The sequence below is a fragment of the Paraburkholderia hospita genome (assembly GCF_002902965.1).
Classification (GTDB): domain Bacteria; phylum Pseudomonadota; class Gammaproteobacteria; order Burkholderiales; family Burkholderiaceae; genus Paraburkholderia; species Paraburkholderia hospita.
In genome coordinates this window covers 3007019-3026925 of the sequence record NZ_CP026106.1, presented here as the reverse complement: position 1 = coordinate 3026925, position 19907 = coordinate 3007019, and the positions used below count along the sequence as shown (strand labels likewise).

The 19907-nt window shown below is 64.4% G+C and carries 12 protein-coding genes; 4 read left to right on the top strand and 8 right to left on the bottom strand.

Features of this window, described 5'->3' with window-relative positions:
* Positions 1-8 precede the first annotated feature (8 nt).
* Genes C2L64_RS32120 through C2L64_RS32105 form a run of 4 tightly spaced genes read right to left on the bottom strand, consistent with a single transcriptional unit; the run spans position 9 to position 3806 of the window.
* Positions 9-1145, bottom strand: coding sequence for an ABC transporter permease (locus C2L64_RS32120; RefSeq protein WP_007579521.1), 1137 nt, complete (start codon positions 1143-1145; stop codon positions 9-11).
* A complete protein-coding gene (locus C2L64_RS32115) occupies positions 1142-2107 on the bottom strand; it encodes an ABC transporter ATP-binding protein (RefSeq protein ID WP_007579522.1) in 966 nt (321 codons plus the stop codon). The genes C2L64_RS32120 and C2L64_RS32115 overlap by 4 nt, the downstream gene beginning before the upstream one ends.
* Positions 2104-3078 (bottom strand): HlyD family secretion protein, encoded by a 975-nt coding sequence (locus tag C2L64_RS32110; protein WP_007579523.1) that lies wholly within the window; start codon positions 3076-3078, stop codon positions 2104-2106. The genes C2L64_RS32115 and C2L64_RS32110 overlap by 4 nt, the downstream gene beginning before the upstream one ends.
* Complete coding sequence (locus C2L64_RS32105) at positions 3075-3806, bottom strand: TetR/AcrR family transcriptional regulator (RefSeq protein WP_007579524.1); 732 nt, start codon at positions 3804-3806, stop codon at positions 3075-3077. The genes C2L64_RS32110 and C2L64_RS32105 overlap by 4 nt, the downstream gene beginning before the upstream one ends.
* 371 nt (positions 3807-4177) lie before the next feature.
* Between C2L64_RS32105 and C2L64_RS32100 the strand changes: the two genes are divergently transcribed.
* Entirely contained in the window at positions 4178-4819 is a 642-nt protein-coding gene (locus C2L64_RS32100) for a response regulator transcription factor (protein ID WP_007579526.1), read from the top strand.
* A gap of 41 nt (positions 4820-4860) precedes the next feature.
* On the top strand, positions 4861-5193 hold the full coding sequence (locus tag C2L64_RS32095; protein ID WP_242680950.1) for an Hpt domain-containing protein: 333 nt from the start codon (positions 4861-4863) through the stop codon (positions 5191-5193).
* Positions 5194-5454: 261 nt separating this feature from the next.
* Here C2L64_RS32095 and C2L64_RS32090 read toward each other — a convergent pair whose 3' ends face one another.
* Together C2L64_RS32090 and C2L64_RS32085 are read right to left on the bottom strand one after the other, a co-directional pair.
* Complete coding sequence (locus C2L64_RS32090; RefSeq protein WP_007579531.1) at positions 5455-7554, bottom strand: response regulator; 2100 nt, start codon at positions 7552-7554, stop codon at positions 5455-5457.
* A gap of 9 nt (positions 7555-7563) precedes the next feature.
* Positions 7564-8139 (bottom strand): response regulator transcription factor, encoded by a 576-nt coding sequence (locus tag C2L64_RS32085; protein WP_238554567.1) that lies wholly within the window; start codon positions 8137-8139, stop codon positions 7564-7566.
* A gap of 245 nt (positions 8140-8384) precedes the next feature.
* On the opposite strand from C2L64_RS32085, the gene C2L64_RS32080 reads away from it, so the two are divergent.
* Positions 8385-8966: a response regulator transcription factor gene (locus tag C2L64_RS32080; RefSeq protein ID WP_007579534.1), complete on the top strand. Its 582-nt coding sequence runs from the start codon at positions 8385-8387 to the stop codon at positions 8964-8966.
* Between the two features lie 16 nt (positions 8967-8982).
* Positions 8983-9297, top strand: a complete 315-nt coding sequence (locus C2L64_RS32075; protein ID WP_007579535.1) for an Hpt domain-containing protein — start codon at positions 8983-8985, stop codon at positions 9295-9297.
* Positions 9298-9340: 43 nt separating this feature from the next.
* Here C2L64_RS32075 and C2L64_RS32070 read toward each other — a convergent pair whose 3' ends face one another.
* Complete coding sequence (locus C2L64_RS32070) at positions 9341-10417, bottom strand: OmpA family protein (RefSeq protein WP_007579536.1); 1077 nt, start codon at positions 10415-10417, stop codon at positions 9341-9343.
* Between the two features lie 68 nt (positions 10418-10485).
* Positions 10486-19866: an ESPR-type extended signal peptide-containing protein gene (locus C2L64_RS55905; RefSeq protein ID WP_103153735.1), complete on the bottom strand. Its 9381-nt coding sequence runs from the start codon at positions 19864-19866 to the stop codon at positions 10486-10488.
* Positions 19867-19907: the final 41 nt, after the last annotated feature.

Below are 19907 nucleotides of genomic sequence, written 5' to 3'. Positions count from 1 at the left end.
CGAGCCTCCTAATCCAGCGTGCGCCGATAGAAGCGCACGGCAATGGTCAACACGACGGCTGTGAAGATCGCGACGGGCCACACTGATGGCCACAGTTCGACCCAGCCATTGCCCTTGAGCAGAATGCCGCGTACGAGCCGGTTGAAGTACGTGAGCGGCAGCAGATTGCCGATCCATTGCGCCCACACGGGCATACCGGCGAACGGAAACATGAAGCCCGACAGCAGCAGGCTCGGCAAAAAGTAGAAGATGGTGAGCTGCATCGCCTGCAACTGGTTCTGCGCAATCGACGACAACGTAATGCCGACCGTCAGGTTCGCCGCGATGAACAGCAGCGCGGCGACATACAGTGCGATCAGACTGCCGACGAACGGCACATCGAAGACATAGCGCGCCGCCGCCAGAATGATCGACGCTTGCACGAGCCCGATTGCGATGTACGGTACCAGCTTGCCCGCGATCACCTCGATCGGCAGCACGGGTGTCGCAAGCAGGTTTTCCATCGTGCCGCGCTCGCGTTCGCGGGTCATCGCGAGGCCCGTCATCATGACCATCGTCAGCGTGAGGATCGTGCCCATCAGGCCCGGCACGACGTTGTATTGCGTGATGCCCTCGGGGTTGTACAGCTTGTGGATCTGCACGTCGAACGCGGCGGGCGCGCCGTTCAGATGCGCAAGCGGCCCGGTGATGTCCTTGTCCGCGACCGATTGCACGAGGCCGGGCAGCGCGGCGAGCGGCGCTTGCGTCGCGGTCGGATCGGTGGCGTCGGCTTCGACGAGCAGTGCGGGCCGTTCGCCGCGCAAGAGCCGCCGCGAAAAATCGACGGGAATCGACACGACGAAGGTCACGTCGCCGCGCGCCAGCGCCTCGCGTGCCGCGGCGTCGTCGGGCAGCGTGTCGACGATATGGAAATAGTCCGAGTTCTTCATCGCCGCGACGAAGCTGCGCGAGAACTGGCTCTGCTCGCTGATGACGACGGCCGTGCGCAGATGCTTCGGGTCGGTGTTGATCGCGAAACCGAACAGCGCGAGCTGAAGAATCGGCAAGCCGACGATCATGCCGAACGTGATGCGGTCGCGCCGCAACTGGACGAACTCCTTGAGGACGATGCCCCACCAGCGCGTCACGGAAAATAGACGGTTCACGATGGCTTTCCGTAGTTGTCGGCCGAGCGGCTCATCATGTAGATGAAGACGTCTTCGAGGCCGGTTTCGATCGGCTCGATCCGCACGGGCAGGCCCGACGTCACCTGTCTGATCGCCTTTTCGAGCGCGTCGTGGTCGTGGCCGCTCGCGTGCAGCGCGGAGCCGAATACGACGGTCTGATCGACGCCAGGCGTCTTGCGCAACTGTTCGGACAGCTGCGTCAGACGCTCGCCGTGAATCGCCCACGTGGCGAGCGCCTGCGAATCGATCACCTGCTGCGCGGTGCCTTGCGCGAGCAGCTTGCCGTATGCGATATACGCGAGCTTGTGGCAGCGCTCCGCTTCGTCCATATAGTGCGTGCTGACCAGCACCGAAATGCCTTGCGCGGCGAGCCGGTGCAGTTCTTCCCAGAAGTCGCGGCGCGCAGTGGGGTCGACGCCCGCAGTCGGTTCGTCGAGCAGCAGCAGCTTCGGCTCGTGCAACATGCACGCGGCGAGCGCGAGCCGCTGCTTCCAGCCGCCCGACAGCGCGCCCGTCAACTGGTCCGCGCGCGTCTGCAAGCCGAGCGTTTCGAGCGCGCGATCCACCTTCTCTTTGCGGTCGCGCATCTGATAGATACGCGCGACGAAATCGAGATTCTCGCGGATCGTCATGTCTTCCCAGTACGAGAAGCGCTGCGTCATGTAGCCGACGTTGCGCTTGATCTGCGCGCTGTCGCGCACGATGTCGTAGCCGAGGCAGGTGCCGCTGCCGGAATCCGGCGTGAGCAGGCCGCACATCAGGCGGATCGACGTCGTCTTGCCGCTGCCGTTCGGGCCGAGAAAGCCGAAGATCTCGCCATGCGCGACCTGCAGCGAGACATCGTTGACGACGTGCTTGTCGCCGAAGTGCTTGTTGAGGTTGTGCACGTCGATGGCGAGCGAATCTTTCGGCGAACCTTGCGCCCCGTTCTGCGTGCTCATCGCAGCGTCACCGAAACAGGTTGGCCCGGGTGCAGGCGCGGCGCGTCGTCGACGGAAGGGTGCGCTTCGACCATGAAAACGAGCTTCGCGCGGCTCTCGTTGCTATAGATGACGGGCGGCGTGTATTCCGCCGAATTCGACACGTAAGTGATCTTCGCGTCGATATCCGACGCGCAGCCGTCGCAATGCACCGTCAGCGCGCGGCCCGGCGCGAGCGAGCCGACCACGGTTTCGGGTACGAAGAAGCGCACTTTCACGTTTTGCGGCGGCAGCATCTGCACGACGGGGTTGCCCGCCTGCACCCATTCGCCGACGCGGTATAGCGTGTCGTAGACGCGGCCCCTGGCGGGCGCGTTCACGCGCTTCTGGTCGAGCTTCCATTGCGCCTGCGCGACGGCTGCCTGCGCCGCTTCGACCTGCGCGCTCTGCGCGAGCAACTGCTGCGAGCGGCCCGGCAACCGCGCGACCTGGACTTCGCGCGTCAACTCGCGCACCTGCGCATTGGCAGCGTCGGCGGCGGCGCGTGTATCGTCGAGTTGTCCCTTCGGAATGCCGCCGGCGCGATACTGCGCTTCATCGCGCGTCAATTGCAGAGCGGCCTTGCGCGCGTTCGCCACGGCCTGCGCGAGCTGCGCCTTTGTCACGTCGATTTCCGGCGGGCGCTTGCCCGTCTGGATGTCCGCCAGTTGCGCGCGGGCGGCGGCGAGCTGTTGTTGCGCCTGTTGCAGCGCGGCCGTTTCATCGACGGATTCGAGCGCGAAAACGGGGGTATTCGCAGTGAGCTGATCGCCGCGCGCGACGTCGAGTTGCGTCAGCTTGCCCGATTGCGACGAGCCGAGATACACGAATTCGCCTTCGACGTAGCCTTGCCACGTATTGTCGGCGCGATGCGAGCACGCGCCGAGCACGCCGCATGCAATGAGCGCGGCAACAACCCGTACGACGCGCGCGGATGAACGTGAATGCTTCATGAGCTGGACCTCGTGGATGGGCGGCGTGTCGCGGTGTCCGTCTTTTTCGCAGCCGGCTTGCGCGTGGCGCGCTCCGCGGGCGGATTCATGCCGCCGAGCAGCAGGGCCGTGACGTGCCGCTGCAGCGTCTCGCGCTCGATAGCCGGAAAGCCGCGAATGCTTTGCCACATCTTTGCGGCGGCTTGCGGCAGCATCACGAGCGCGAAGAGCGAGTTGAACATCAACAGCGGATCGAGCTCGGGATTCACCGCGCCTGCCTGCTGCGCTTCCTTGATTCGGGCGCCGAACCGCTTGATGTTGTCGAACGGAATGCGCGTGACCATGCGATCGCGCAGCATCCCGCCTTCGTTGACGACCTCGCGCAGCCAGAGCGGCGGCAGCCACGGCATGCGGCCCGTCACGTCGAACAGACGCTTGGCGAATTCGGCCACCATCACGAACGGATCGTCGCTCGAATCCTCTCCGGCGGCGCTCCAGACAAAACCGACGGACGGCGCGAGCCGCTCTTCGACGATCGCGTCGAGCAGCGTCTCGCGATTCGTGAAGTAGTAGTGCACGAGCGCGGACGTGACTTCCGCGGCGGCGGCGATCTGCGCGACGGTGGTGGCCGAGATGCCGCGTTCGGAGAAAAGGCGCGTGGCGGTATCGAGCAGGTGCTCGCGCACGTCGAAATTCTCGACGGCGGGGCGGCGCCCGCGCGGTTTGGCCGGTTGACGTTTCGTGTTCATGGGTCGAAAGCTTAATTGACGAGTTAGTTAAATTCAAGCGGGTTTACCTCGAGTGCGGCAACTTGCCTCGCGCTGGATGTCGCAAGTCATCACCCCTGGCAGGCGAGTGGCGCCGCCGTATGCTTCGCCATGCACAGGTAAAATTTCGCTCGCCTGATATACCCATTTATGCCGCGAGCAATATTGGAAATTGAATAACAAATAAACTGGAAAAAAGACGTGAAGAAAGATATGGAATGCAGAATATTCCGCAGAATAAACACGTCGATAATGACTTAGAATAATCGCTGTATAAAGGCGTGTAGTCGATAAACACGCCGTGTGAGCAGCGCGACAGCACGTGAGTCAAAAGAAAAACTGGAGAACGGCAGTTGGCTTCTATATTAATAGTGGACGATCACCCGGCGTTTCGGCTGGTTATCAAGACTCATCTGTTGCAATTGCTCGGCACGCAGGAAGTATTTGAAGCAGACAACGGCCAGTCCGCAATGGAAATGGCGCGTCAATTCGCGCCCGCCCTTACCATTCTCGATCTGGATATTCCGCGCATAAATGGCCTCGATGTGCTCGCACGCCTGAAAACCGCGCATCCGTCCATGCGCGTACTGATCCTGTCGAGCCACGATGCGTCCACCTTCGTGTCCCGCGCCATGCGCGCGGGTGCGCAAGGCTTCGTCAGCAAGTCGCAGGACGTGAAGGAGATCATGCGCAGTGTCGAAGCCGTCATGTCGGGCTACAGCGTGTTTCCCGTCGCGCCTTCCGCGAGCGTCGGCGCGGCTGGGCGGGGCGTCGTCGAAGAGCGCAAGCTCGAGTTGCTTTCCGACAAGGAACTGGTGATCCTGCAGATGCTCGCCAAAGGCATGTCCAACAAGACGATCGGCGACGCGCTCTTCATCAGCAACAAGACGGTCAGCAGTCACAAGACGCGGTTGATGACCAAGGTGGGCGTCGCAACGCTCGTCGATCTGGTCGATTTCGCGCGGCGCTGTGGCATCGCCGCTGCCCAGCAATGACGGCGGCATGCTCGCGCAGCGTGTCCGGCCGCGCGGCGGACATGAATGCGCTGCGGGAACGAATCAATGCGCTCGCGCTCGGGGATCGCACTGTTGCGCGGGACGTGACGAGCGCGCTCATTAAAACGAACCACGCAACGCTTCTCTACATGTCGGCGGCTCGTCACAGCGAAGCATGGAGCGAACTGGGCCACGCCGCGCATCGTCTGGCGGGTTCGTTGCGGATGTTGCAATGCCGACGGGAAACCGCACTGGCGCTGCGTCTGGAGCGTGCCGCGCTCGAGCACGACGCGCTGACGGCCGTCGCGTTGCTGCCGGGCGTGACGGAAGCGATCACGGCCTTGAACGAACAGCTCGACGCACTGCTTGCATGACAGACTGAAGAGTTCACGGCGTGACGCTGTGTCTATCGTTGGCTGTGCAGCAATTAATACTTATATGCGGCGAAACAGGCATTTTCTCCTGCCAAGACGAAACCGCACCCTATACTGATCAATAGCGTGTCTGAGCGGCCTTCCCCGGGGCTACATCGACCAGCCGCGCTAACCGCGCACGGTTCTCAGATCGTCTCCACCGTGTCTCGTGGTGTTTGGGCCCGCGTTCTGCGGGCTTTTTGTCGTCATGAGCGTGCCGTGTTACGGTCCGGATCTCCGCTGGGCACCGTGACCATCAAGCTCCGTCATCTGCGCTTTCATCCGCTCGACGAGTCCGTCGATCAACACGCTGTCGACAGGTTCCTGCGCGTCGCTCGCCCGTTGCAGCGCACTCACCAGGCCGCGATTGCCGACCACCCCGACCGCGCCTGCGAGCTTATGCAGCACGCGGCGCACGCCTGGCTCATCGCCCGATGCGCGGCGCTCCTCCAGATGCACGAGGTCGTTTTCCATCGACTGCTGCCAGTCGCGCAGCAGGCCACCGACGTCCACGCCTTGCTCAGCGAGCGAATCGAGCGCGGTGTAGTCGTAACGCTCGAGACGTGCCGCGCGATGTCGCGACGTGGCGGGAAGCAGACGCCTCAGGGCGGCGTCGAGCGCGCTCAATCCGGCCGTCTTGACGAGCGTCGCGCCGAACAGTGCGCGCTCCGTGCGGGTCAGCTTCGCGTCGGCATTTGCCGACAGCAGGATTATCGGCACGGCAGATCCCGAACCGCCGGACGTCGCGCGAACGTGACGGGCGAGCTCCACGCCACTCATGCCGGGCATCTGCAGATCGGTGACGAGCAGATCGACGGCTTCGCGGCTCAGCACGTCGAGCGCTTCGTCGCCCGAGCTGGCGACGAGGCAGCGGTATCCGAGCACGTCGAGTTGCCGGGCGAGCACTTTGCGATTGACCTCGTTGTCGTCGGTGACGAGGATGGTCGGTTGTCCCGACGAAGGACGGGCAGGCGCCTGGACGGACACGGCGCGCACGGCAGGCGCGTCGCCGCGCGCGCCGCAGATGCGTCTGAGCGCTGTCCACGACAAGGGATTGAGCGACAACTCGATCACGCCGCCGCGTTCGTGCATGCCGCCCGGCAAAGCGTCGCGCGTGACGACGATGATGCGCCTCTCGCCATGCGGCGACGGCGGCTGCCCAGCTTCGGCAAAGCGGAAGTCGATGCGCACGGGCGGGTGCGCATCGGACGGCAACGTCGTGATGCCAAGCTTTTTCAGCAACTCGCAAATCGCCACGCGATCTTCATACGCTTCGATGTCGACGACGGCAAAGCGACGCTCGTGCTCCGGCACGGGCCAGTCGTGACGCTCGATCGTGAACGGCGCATGGAGCGCGACGCAGACGCCAACGCTCTTGCTTTCGAGGATCGTGATGTCACCGCCCATCTTTCGCGCGATCACGCGGGCTAGCATGAGGTCGGGATGCTCGCGCACATCCGCGGGTTCCGCTATCGCCTGATGCCCGCGCAAGCGGGGCGCGCGCGAGTGCGTGTCGTTCGACGTCGATGCCGCGCCGTTGATGCCGATCACGATACGCTGCGCGCCTGCGTTCAGCGACTCCGCGCGCGTAGCGAGCGTGACGACGCCCGCGCCTGCCGTTTCGATCGCGTAGGCAAGCAGGTTGTGCACGACCTGGCCGAGCCGCGCGCGGTCGGCGAGTACGCACGCCGCAACCGATCGGTCGATACACGCTTGCAGCCGCGATGGCTTGCGTGCCGCGACAGGCGCGACGAGCAGCGCGACGCCGTCGATCAGCTCGCGCAGATCGACGGCGTCTTCATCGAAGACGATATCGCGATCGGCGGGAGGAATGTCGTCGAGCGTGTCCTGCGCGACGAGCGCGAGCGTTTCGGCCGCGCAGCGAAGCGCCCCGACCCCGAAGTTCGCGTAGCCTGCATCGGTATCGAGACGCTCGCACAACGCCTGTACGCACGGCACGATCCTGCGCCGCGCAAGTCGCAGCGTATCGACGTGTTCGTCGTGCGCCGCCGCGTGCACGGCCTGAGCGGCTTCTTCCTGCGAGCGGGCGAATTCCGCCGTGTGCGCCGCGTTGTCCCGCTGCGCCTCACGCAGCGACGCGTCCAGATAGTCGATCTCGAGCATCAGTGCGCGCCGTTCCTCGTCGGCCCGTGCGGCGGTGCGCAGGCCGCGCGCCAGCAGAAGCAGCATCGCTGCCGTGGTGCCCGCAAGCGGCTCGTCCCACGCGGCGAACGATCCGAACAGCCCGAGCGCCCCGATGGACGTGCGCCAGCCGAACGTGCGGGCGAGCAACGATGCGATGCCGGACGGACGCGGGTTCATGCTGGCGCGTCAGTCGATCAGCTTGTTCAGCGTCGCAAACTCGATCAGCGCGGCGAGCGACGACAGCCCCAGCTTTTCGTACAGTCGCGTTTTGTACGTGCTGACCGTCTTGTCGCTGAGAAACAGGCGGCTCGCGATTTCCTTGTTGCTGATGCCGCGCGCGAGATACTGCAGCACTTCCATCTCGCGCGGCGACAGCACATCGAGGCCGCCCGCCTTGCCCGTATGCGGCGCGTGCGCGGGAAAGCAGTCGAAACCGAGCAGCACCGTGCGTGCGGCCGTCAGCATTTCCGTCAGTTCGCGGCCCTTGCTAACGTAGCCGTTCGCGCCCGCTTGTTGCGTATGCAGCGACATCACGTGATCCGGCTTCGCGGACAGCACGAGTATGTGCATGCCATCGTCTTGCGCGCGAATGCGGCGGATCATCGACAGCCCATCGAGGCTAGGCAAATCCAGATCGAGCACGACCAGATCCGGATTCAGAGATAGGACCATTCTCAATCCTTCCTCGCCGTCGCCAGACTCTCCTACGATCTGCAGTTCCGGATCTGATCGGAACACACTTGCGATTGCGCCGCGAATCATTGGGTGGTCATCAACGATGACAATTCTTTTCATCTTTGTCCCATTTCTTATCATCGTGAACCGAAAACTTGCTGTCTTCTGAGATATCACTGCAGGAAAAATCATGTACGATTCTAGCAAAGCGGTGAACTATGGATTACTGATTAAGTATAGAGACCGCTCACTATCTATCGTAAGACAGGTCCTACATTCTTACTTTGAATCCAATCGATATCTCTCATAATTCCAAGCGTTTTAGGACGCTGGTGGTCGACGATCATCCGGTGATGCGGCGCGCGCTGCGACACGTTCTCGATGAATCGAACGATTTCGACATGGTTGCCGAGGCGGGTTCCGTGGCCGAAGCGCTGGCGTCAGCGGCCACGACGGAGCCTGCGCTCGCGATCGTCGACCTGCGCCTTCCCGATGGCGACGGGCTCGATCTGATCGCGCGGCTGCGCGACGCGCGCCCTGACTTGCGCGTGCTCGCCTTCTCGTCCGTCGACGAGCGGCTCAATGCTATGCACGTTCGCAGAGCCGGCGCGCATGGCTTCGTCAGCAAGCTTCGCGATCCTGATGAACTGATCGCCAGCTTGAGACTGGTGATGATCGGCTATACCTGCTTTTCCTCCGAGCTGGTCGAGCCGGCGGGCGTCGCGTTGTCGCGGCGCGAAACATCGGTGCTGCACCGGTTGATTCGCGGTCAGAGCAATGTTGATATCGCAGCTTCGATGAATCTGAGTCCCAAGACAATCAGTACGTACAAGATACGTCTTATGCAAAAGCTCGAATTGCAGAACGTCGTCGATCTGGTCGAGTACGCGAAGACAAACGGGCTGACGAACTAGCAACGGGTGAACGTCGATGGCGGATGGATGGACGCGTGTGCTTGCCGAAGGGCCGGGCGATCTTCAAACAATGCTGCTGCAAAGCGTGCAAGCGGATCTGCGCGCAGCGCTCGATGCAGTCGATCTCGACGACGCCTCGCGTGTCGCGTATCTCGCACACAGGCTGAAGGGATCGGCGCGGCTCGCGGGCGATGAGCCTGCCTTGGCATTGTGCGCGTCGCTGGAAAAAGTGGCGCAGGCGAGTGACATCGGACACGTCCGCTTGCTGCTGATGCAGGCCGAGCGCGCATTCGGCATTGCGTTGCGCGCCCGAGGGGACCCGACGAGCTAAGCCGTGCGTCGCGCAAACGCGCCACGCGTCGGCTGTTAGCGGGTTATCGCGCGGGAGCGGTGGAGGCCGAACCACCGCGCGTAAAGCTCAGCTCGACGCGCCGGTTGGGCGCGAGGCAGCGGATCAATTGCTGCTGGTTGCGCTCGTCGCATTGCACGAGCGGATTCGCGCTGCTCATACCTTGCGCGCTGACCGGCGCGTCGATGCCGCTCGCCGTGAGGTAGCGCTTCACCGTCTCCGCACGCGTCGCGGATAGCCGCCGGTTAAGCGCGTCGCTGCCCAGCCGGTCCGTATAGCCTTCGACGCGAATGGCCGTCACGTCGCCGGCCTGCTTCATGTCGCGGATCAGCTGATCCAGCCTGGCTTTGCCTGCGGGCAACAACCCCGCGATGTCGCCGCGATCGAACGCGAACGTTGCGTCGCCTTCCAGCGTGACTTTCGGCGCGAGTCCAACGGGCTGCACGGCGACGGGCGGCGTACACGCGGCAAGCGCCGCATCGATCTGCGGCAAGGTCTTCGTCACGTCGTCCACGCGCTGCGCGCTGGCCGTGAAATTGCGTGTCCACGCCTCGTGCCCCGCGTGGATCATGCCGACTTCGTCGCAGGCGGTCAGGCGCTGTGCTGGCACGCAGGACGCAAACGCGGGCGATGCCTTGGCCGTCAGGATCTGCTTCCAGACGTCGGGCCGCACCACGACCGAACTGCGCAAATCCGGATTGTCGGCGACAAGGCCGCCGCCCGTTTCGAGTCCCGACGCAAGACGGCTGGCTTCGCGCAAGGCTTCTTCGACGAAGCCCCAGTGGTTCCAGTGCGAGCGCTCGTCGCGCGCCGCGTCGAGCCAGCATTGCGCCTTGAAGCCGAAATAGTTGTCCTTGTGCGGGCCGAGCGCATCGAGACGCTTCTGGATCGAACCGATCGCGCGGGCGTTGTCGGCGGTGCGATAGGTCCCGAGCCATGCGGGCGTGGCCGCGCCTGCCGTGTTGTCCTGCGTCGCGCCGATCCCGCGTTGCAGGACGGTTGGGTTCTGCACCTGCAGCGCGTCGCGCGAGGCCGTCGACGCGCAGCCGGCGACGAGCGCCGACAACGCGACGCACGCCCCCGTCATCAATGAATGCTTCATGTGTGATTCCATCAGGAAAGGGCTGCGCGGCCCTTTGTCGAGCCGCGCAGCCCGGTCAGATCAACGGATCAGTCGCCGAATACGATGCCGACACCCGCGCGGACGATCGTGCTGTTGCCGCCCGCGCTCGACACGCCGAGGTTGTAGTTCACCGAGCCCTTCTCGTTCCAGCGCGATACGCCCACACCGAGCGCCGCCGTGCCGCGATAGCCGGCTACGCCTGCATTGAGCGTCGTGCGGCCAGGCAGATACGGCGTGACGATGTTGAGCGCCGACGCAGCCGCGATGCCGCGCTTGTTGTCGCGATCCATGTCATGCATGCTCTTGTAGACGCCGCTGATCGCGCTGTTCATCTGGCCGAGGTTGACGGCATCCGTTGCCGCTGTGCCTGCCGCGACGTTGGTGATCTGCCGCTCGGAGCCAACCGCGCCCATGGAGACACTGTTGTCGCGATCGGCCACCGAGTTCGCGCCGAGCGCCACGGCATTGGTCGCGGGCGCCGATGCCGCCACGCCGAGCGCCACCGACTGATCGCCCGCCGTCGCCGTGCGCGCGCCGATTGCGATTGCACCACTGCCCGACGCGTTCGCGCCGTTGCCGATCGCAATCGCGTCCGAACCCGTCGCGGTGCCCACGGGCAGGTCGTTGACCACGGGCAAAGGCGTGGATGTCGGCGTGTAGTTCGTGATCTGCGTGGACACGTAGCTCTGCATTTGCCGCAGGTTCACGGCATCGAGCGCATCGACGGCATCCGCGACGTTCTTCAAGTGCGTCGGCGAGCCGCCCGCGTTGAACGTGACGCTCGACTTCGACGCGCCGTCATAGGCGACGAGCGCGTTGGTCACGAGACCCGTCGACGGATCGACGGCAATGCCCGCTGCCTTCAGTTGCTTCAGGTTGACGGCATCGCTGTCGGCCTTCGCGTCGGCGAGGTTCGTCAGCGTGACGGGCGTGCTCGCGCTCGCGCCGCCGAGGGTGACCTTGCTACGCGCAGACGAGTCATAGACGACGCCGTTCGGGTTGCCGCCCGTGGCGAGCGCGGAATCGACGGCGGAGAGGGCCGTGCCGACGTTGTTATACGTCGAGCCGCCAATCGTGTAGACCGGCGCCTTGACCTTGCCGTCCGAGCCGACCGTTGCGCCGCTGCCCAGCGCGCCCGCCACGGTGCTCGCGGTGTTGTAGAGCTGCGCGCCGTTGATGGCTTCCGTGCTGTTGGGCGCCAGCAGGCCGGGCGCGACGTTCGCAAGCGTGACGGGTGCGCCCGTCGCGCCGCCGAATGTGACGCGGGAATGCGCGGCCGTGTCGTACGAAACGGCATCGGGCGAAGCGCCGCCACCCGAGGCGGCTGCGGCGTTGAGCGCCGCGCCGACGTCGCTATAGGTCTGTCCGCCGATCGTATAAACCGGCTTCTTGACCGAGCCGTCGCTCGCGATGCCTGCGCCACCGCCGAGCACCGTCGTGATGCCCTTGAGCTGCGACACGTTGACGGCGTCGGTATTCGATGTGCCCGCCGCGACGTTGACGATCTGGCGTTGCAGCGTGTCGCTGCCCACCGAGATCGTGTTGGCGCGGGCCGCAACGGAGTTCGCGCCGAGAGCGACGGAGTTCGTGGCGGGTGTGAGTGTCATCGAGCCGTTGCCGAAGGCGATCGAGCCCGTGCCGTTGGCATCCGCGTCGGCGCCAAAACTCATCGAACCCGCACCGATGGCAGATGCCATGTAGCCGAGCGCCACGGCGTTTTCGGCACCGAAGCCGGTCGATGCGCCCGTGCCGATGACAGTGGCATTGATGCCGAGCGCGGCCGAGCCTTGACCGACGGCGGTGGCGCCTTCGCGCGCGGCTCCCGCGCCTGCCCCGACCGCCGTGGACTTGTTGCCGCCTGCCGTTGCCAACGTGCCGACGCTGGTCGTATTCGCCGCTGTCGAAGTTGCGCCGGGCCCGATCGCGAGTGCGTTCGGGTCGTTTGACGTCAGCGTCATGTTGGTCGTCGTCGTGGTCGGGCTGACGGCGATGAAGTCGAGTGGGTTGGGGGCGCCCAACAGCATCGAGCGCGGCGCGTTGGTCGCATGCAGCATCTGGCCCTGCAGTTCGGAGAACTGGTGCATCGTGACGGCGTCGGTCGAGTCGATGCCGTCCGCGACGTTCGTAATGCGGCGCTGCAGCTGAACAGTGCCCACTGACACGGTGTTTTCCGCCGTGGTTTGCGACCCGTTACCCACTGCGACCGAGTTGGCGAAAGTAGCTCGCGCGTTATAGCCAATGGCGACGCCGAATTGCGCTCCTGCGAACGATCCGGACCCAAGCGCCATGGTGTAAGGGCCATTAGCTGCGGCACCGGCACCCAGCGCCATCGCGAAGACGCCGGTAGCGACGGCTGGCGCATCGAGCTGAGGATCGCTTGGCGGAACGACCTTGAAGTACTTCATGTACGTGGTGGCGCCGTCGACTGCTGTGCCAATCGCAGAAAGCGCATTGCCGACATCGTTATACGAATTGCCGCTGATCACATACGTCGGCGCTGCAATCTTCCCATCGCTGCCGAGCGCCGCACCGCCGCCCAGCGCCGCTGCCGTCGTGCTCGCGACGTTATAGAGCTGCGAACCGTTGATGGCATCGCGGCTCCCCGAAGCGATCGCGCCCGGCGCGACGTTCTTCAGCGCGACGGGCGAAGTTGCCGTCGTGCCGCCCAGCGTCACGCTGTTGTGCTGCGCGTTGTCGTATACCACTGCCTCAGCGAGCACGCCGCTGGACGACGCATCGACGGCAGACCTGAGCTGGCTCACGTTGACGGCATCGGTTTCCGCCGCGCCCGCTGCGACGTTCGTCACGCGCCGCTCGTTGCCCGTCGATCCGACGGAGACTTCGCCGACAGGTGTCGTGCCCGCGAGCTGCGTCGTTCCCGGCTGATAGGCGGGTGTCGTCAGCGTCGCGGTCGTCGACGAATTGGCGCCGAGCGCCACTGAATTCGCCGCACTTGCCTGCGCGTTCTGGCCGATCGCGATCGAGTTGGAACGGTCGGCCAGCGCACCCGCACCGATCGAAACGGCGCCTGTGTCGTTGGCCTGCGCGTTGCCGCCGATCGCGATTGCGTCTTGACCGCTCGCGAGCGAATCGTCGAGTGACGAATTGGCGTGGAAATACTTGATGCCGCCGCCTTCGACGAGGGTGTTGTAGTAGTTCGCGACGTTGTTGACGCTCGCGCCGATGTTCGCAACGTTCTGGTTCGTCTGGTAGAGCTGCGAGCCGTTGACGGCATCGGTGCTATTGGCATTCAGCGCACCCGCAATCAGATTGGTGATCTTCGTGCCGCTTGCGCCCTTGAGCGTGACCGATGCTTTCGATGCATCGTCATACGCGACAAAGGCGTTCGTCACGTTGCCGTTCGTATCGACGGTTGCCCCCAGATCCTTCAGCTGCTTCACGTTCACCGCATCTGTGTTTGCACTGCCTGCCGCGACGTTCGACAGCTTCACGGTCGATGTCGCACCCACGCCGCCGAACGTGACCTTGTTCTTCGCTGTGGTGTCGTACACGACGAACGCGCTCGTCACGTTGCCGTTGTTGTCGAACGATGCGCCAAGATCTTTCAGCTGCTTCAGGTTCACGGCGTCCGTATTCTGCGAGCCGGCCGCGACGTTGACGATCTGCCGCTCCGCGCCGCCTGCGCCCACCGATACGCTATTCGCGCGATCGGCCAGCGAGCCACTGCCGAGCGCGACAGAATTGGCCGCCGTCGTGCGCGCGTTGCTGCCGAGCGCGACGGAATCGGCCGTGGTGGCCTGTGCGTTGCCGCCAATCGCCACCGAGTTCGCGCCACCCGCCTGCGAATCGGCGAGCGTCGAGTTCGCGTGGAAGTACTTCAGTCCACCGCCGTCGTTCAGGTTGTTGAGCGTGTCGCTCATGTTGTTGACGTTGCCTGCCAGGTTCGCCAGATTGTTCGTGACATTCGCGACGTTCTGGTTCGTCTGATACAGCTGCGAGCCATTGACGGCATCGGTGCTATTGGCATTCAGCGCACCCGCAATCAGATTGGTGATCTTCGTGCCGCTTGCGCCCTTGAGCGTGACCGATGCTTTCGATGCATCGTCATACGCGACAAAGCCGTTCGTCACGTTGCCGTTCGTATCGACGGCTGCGCCGAGGTCTTTCAACTGCTTCACGTTCACCGCATCTGTGTTCGCGCTGCCCGCCGCCACGTTCGACAGCTTCACGGTTGAAGTCGCGCCCACGCCGCCGAACGTGACCTTGTTCTTTGCGGCGCTGTCATACGCGACGAACGCGCTCGTCACGTTGCCGTTGTTGTCGAACGATGCGCCAAGGTCTTTCAGCTGCTTCAGGTTCACGGCATCGGTGTTCTGCGAGCCGGCCGCGACGTTGACAATCTGCCGCTCCGCGCCGCCTGCGCCCACCGACACGCTATTCGCGCGATCGGCCAGCGAGCCGCTGCCGAGCGCGACAGCATTAGCCGCCGTCGTGCGCGCGTTGCTGCCGAGCGCAACGGAGTCCGCCGTGGTGGCTTGCGCATTGCCGCCAATCGCCACCGAGTTCGTGCCGCCCGCCTGCGAATCGGCGAGCGCCGAGTTCGCGTGGAAGTACTTCAGTCCCCCGCCGTCGTTCAGGTTGTTGAGCGTGTCGCTCATGTTGTTGACGTTGCCTGCGAGGTTCGCGACGTTCTGATTCGTCTGGTAGAGCTGCGAACCGTTGACGGCTTCCATGCTCGACTCGCTCAGTACGCCCGCCACGACGTTTTTGATCTTCGTGCCGCTCGCACCCTTGAGCGTGACGCTGGCGCCCGTCGAATCGTCGTATGCGACGAAGCCGTTCGTCACGTTGCCGTTCGTGTCGACATTCGCGCCGAGATCCTTCAACTGCTTCACGTTGACGGCATCGCTGTTTGCGCTGCCTGCCGCGACGTTGGTCAGCTTCACGGGCGAGGTTGCGCTTATACCGCCCAACGTCACCTTGTTGTGCGCGCTGGTGTCATACCTGACAGCGTCGACGGCGGTGCCGCCCGTTTGTGCCGCCGCATCGATCGCCTGGCCGACGTCGTTGTACGTCGTGCCGTTGATCACGTATTGCGGCTTCCTGATCGAACCGTCGGCGGCGACGTCCGCACCGCCGCCAAGCACCGTCGTGATGCCCTTGAGCTGCGACACGTTGACGGCATCGGTATTTGCCGTACCTGCCGCGACATTGACGACCTGCCGCTCGGCGCCGCTCGCGCCGACGGAGATCGTATTCGCGCGATCCGCCACCGATCCGCTGCCCAGCGCAACGGCATTCGCCGCTGTCGCGTGCGTATTGGCGCCAAGTGCAATCGAAGCCGATGCCGACGCCTGTGCGTTGCCGCCGATGGCAATCGCGTCGTCGGCGCTCGCGAGCGAATCGCCGAGTGCCGAATTGGCGTGGAAATACTTGATGCCGCCGCCTTCGACAAGCGTGTTGTAGTAGTTCGTCACGTTGTTGACGCTCGCGCCGATGTTCGCGACGTTCTGGTTCGTCTGATACAGCTGCGAGCCGTTGACGGCGTCCTTGCTCGCGGACGTGATCGCGCCCGGCGCGACATTGGTGATCTTCGTGCCGCTCGCGCCCTTGAGCGTGACGGTATTTTTCGACGCATCGTCATACGCGACGAAGCCGTTCGTCACGTTGCCGCTCGTATCGACGGTTGCGCCGAGGTCCTTCAGCTGCTTCACGTTCACCGCATCGTTATTCGCGCTGCCCGCGGCGACGTTCGCGACCTTCACAGGCGTCGTCGCTGCAACGCCGCCCAGCGTGACTTTCGATTTCGTCGCATCGTCGTAGGCAACGAAGCCGTTCGTCACGTTGCCGTTCGGGTCGACAGTCGCGCCGAGGTCCTTCAGTTGCTTGAGGTTGACGGCATCGGTGTTTGTCGAACCCGCCGCGACGTTGACGATCTGCCGCTCAGCGCCGCTTGCGCCAACCGACACGGTGTTCGCGCGGTCCGCCACTGCGTTGTAGCCGATCGCGACCGCATTGTTCGCCGTGACGCGCGCGTTACTGCCGAGCGCGACGGAACCCGTCGTCGTAGCCTGCGCGTTGCCGCCGATCGCTACCGAGTCGGCGCCGCCCGCCTGTGAATCGGCGAGCGTCGTGTTCGCGTGGAAGTACTTGATGCCGCCGCCCGCGGCGATGTTGTTGACGATGGTGTTGATGGTGCTGACGTTCGCGCTCACGTTCGCGACGTTCTGGTTCGTCTGATACAGCTGCGAGCCGTTGACGGCGTCCATGCTGGCGGTGCTCAGCGTGCCCGCTGCGACGTTTTTGATCTTCGTGCCGCTCGCGCCCTTGAGTGTGACGTTCGCGTTCGTTGCATCGTCATAGGCGACGAAGCCGTTCGTCACGTTGCCGTTCGTATCGACGGTCGCGCCGAGATCCTTCAGTTGCTTCACGTTGACTGCATCGCTGTTCGCGCTGCCCGCCGCGACGTTGGTCAGCTTGACGGGCGACGTGGCGCTGGTCCCGCCGAGCGTCACCCTGTTGTGCGCGGCCGTGTCGTATTTGACGGCGTCGGCCGAACCCGAGCCAGCGGCGGCGTCGAGCGCCGATCCGACATCGTTATACGTCGTTCCGCCGATCACGTAGGAAGGTTTCGCGACGCTACCGTCGCCGGCCACGCTCGCGCCGCCGCCGAGTGCGCTCGTCACGCCTCTGAGCTGCGACACGTTGACGGCATCCGTATTCGCCGTGCCCGCCGCGACGTTGACGATCTGGCGCTGCGCCGTCGCATTGCCCACGGAGATCGTGTTCGCGCGGTCCGCGATCGAGCCCGTGCCCAATGCAATCGAACCTGCCGTGGTCGCCGTCGCGCCCGTGCCGAGCGCCATCGCATTGGTCGCAGCGGTGAACACGAGCGCGTTATAGCCGAGCGCGACGGAACCCGTGCCGCCCGCGATCGAGAACGAGCCGAAGCCCAGTGAGTTGGCGTTTTCGGCATCGGCCATATAACCGATCGACACACCGTTCAGCGCATTGAAGCCCGTCGAGGCGCCCTGGCCGATCACCGTCGAATTGACGGCGAGCGCGGCGGCGCCCGAGCCGACGGCCGTCGAGCCCGTACGTGCCGCGCCCGCGCCTGCGCCGACGGCCAAAGCGTTTGTCCCCGACGCGTTCGCGGACGGCCCGATTGCCATCGCGTTCAGATCGTTCGACACCGAGGTCGGCGCGCCCGTCATCACGTTCGGGCTGACCTTGATGTAGTCGAGCACCGAGGTGTCGGTGAGCAGCATCGAATGCACTATGGGCGACGTCGTCGACAACGCCTTTTGCAACGCGGTCAACTGGCCCACTGTGGCGGCGTCGGTTGCGCTGACGCCATCCGCGACGTTCGTCACGCGTTTCTCGCCGCCCTTGCGGCCGACCGAAACCGTGTTGGATTCATACACCTGCGCGTTCGATCCGAGCGCCACCGAGTCGTCGTACTGCGCGCGTGCGCCCGTGCCGATTGCCACCGAGCGGTCGCCCGATGCATACGCCGCGCCGCCGATAGCAGTCGTCTCGACGCCGTTCGAAAGCGCCTGCGATGCCGTCGACGTTACTTTCACGTACCTGGCCGTGATCTGCACGTCCTGTCCGACCGCGCCGATTGCGTTGATCGCGCTGCCCATGTTGTTGTAGGTGACGCCGGAAATCACATAGGAGGGCGCTGCCAGCGTGCCGTCCGCCTTGACCGATGCGCCCGCGCCGATCGCATTGGCCACGGTGCTGGTCGTCGCGTACATCTGCTTGCCGTTGATCGCGTCGGTGCTGTTCGCGTTGATTGCGCCGTTCGCGACGTTCGTCAGCGCGACGGGCGCGTGCGCGAGCGTGCCGCCCAGCGTCACGACGTTATGCGCAGCCGTGTCGTAGTTCACGCTGTTGGCGGAGCCGCCGCCACCGCCACCATTCGCCGCGAGCGCGTCGAGCGCTTCGCCGACGTTGTGATAGGTCTGATCGCCGATCTTGTAGCTCGGCGGCGTGATCGAGCCGTCGGGCGTATTGGCGCTTGAATTGCCGCCGAGCGCCGTTGCCGTGCTTTGCGCCAGCGCGCTCATGCCGTTGCCGACGTCGTTGAAACCTTGCTGTGTCGCCTGGGCCAGCTGGAACATCTGCGAGCCGTTGATCGCGTCGGTGCTGTTTTGCGTGATCGCTCCGGGCGCCACGTTCATCAATCGCACGGGTTGCGTCGCGCCCACGCCGCCCAGCGTCAACGCGTTGTGCGCCACCGAGTCGTAGACGACGAGGTTCGGCAGCGCGCCGCCCGTTATCGCGTTCTGCACGGTCGTGTTCAACTGGCCGACGTTGACGGCATCGGTATCGGCCGTGCCGGCTGCCAGATGCGTGATCTGGCGGTTGGTGAGGTCGTTGCCCACGGATACCGTGTTCGCGCGATCGGCTACCGAGTTCGAGCCGAGCGCAACCGAGTTCGCCGCAAGCGCCGTTGCATTGCCACCGACGGCAACCGTCTCCTGGCCTGCAGCCGATGCGTCGGCGAGCGCCGAGCTTGCGTGGAAATACTTCAGGTCCGGCGGGAGATTAATGGTGTTTCCACCGCCGCCGCCACCACTTTCGCCGCCACCGCCTCCACCAGCGGCAATGGCTGCGTTCAACTGGTTCACGTTGACGGCGTCCGTGCCCGCGCTGCCGGCGGCGACGTTCGTGATCTGCCGTTCGCCGCCCTGTTTGCCGACGGATACCGTATTGCTGCGCGTCGCGACCGACCCCTCGCCGAGCGCGACCGAGCCGCTCGCGAGCGCCGATGCGTGCGAGCCGAGCGCTGTCGACGTGGATGCCGAGGCAAGCGAATGTCCGCCAATGGCGACCGTATAAACGTCGGCTGCGTCTGCGTCCCCGCCGACTGCGACTGCGTGATACAGACCATCTGCGACCGCGTTCACGCCGACCGCGATGTTCGTTGCGCCTTGCGCAAGCGACGCGCCGCCGATCGCGATCGGACCGTTGCCTGTATTCGCTCCTTCGGAGCCGTATGTCGTGCCGTTCTTGCTGACGCCATTGGCTTGCGCACCGCCGCCGATGGCGATCGCGTCGCCGCCCGTCGCGGACGAATCACCGAGACTGGACTGGACGTGAAAGTACTTCAGGTTGTTGCGGTCGTAGGTGTACGCGTACGCGTCCTGCGCGTTGACACCGTTGTAGGTGATGTTGGTCGTGCTGCCGCTACCACCGCACCAGAACAGGAAACAGAACCAGTCGCTGTTGGGCGTGGGTGTCGAGAGGTTGGCGGCGCTCGATGTCGGTTTGGGTGTGAGACCGGGATCGGCCGCCCAGGCCGCGCCGTACGAGCCAAACGTGACAGCCGATGCAATTGCCGCAGAAGCGATGTTGAGCGCACGGCGGCTCGACTTCCTGCCTTGCGCGCGGGTGTTTTCCGCTGCGGCGACATAGGTGCCGGCAGCTTCGTTCCACACTGATTTATAAGTTCTGTTCATGCTTCGCGTATTCCCTTGAATGGACAATGATTCGAATGGAA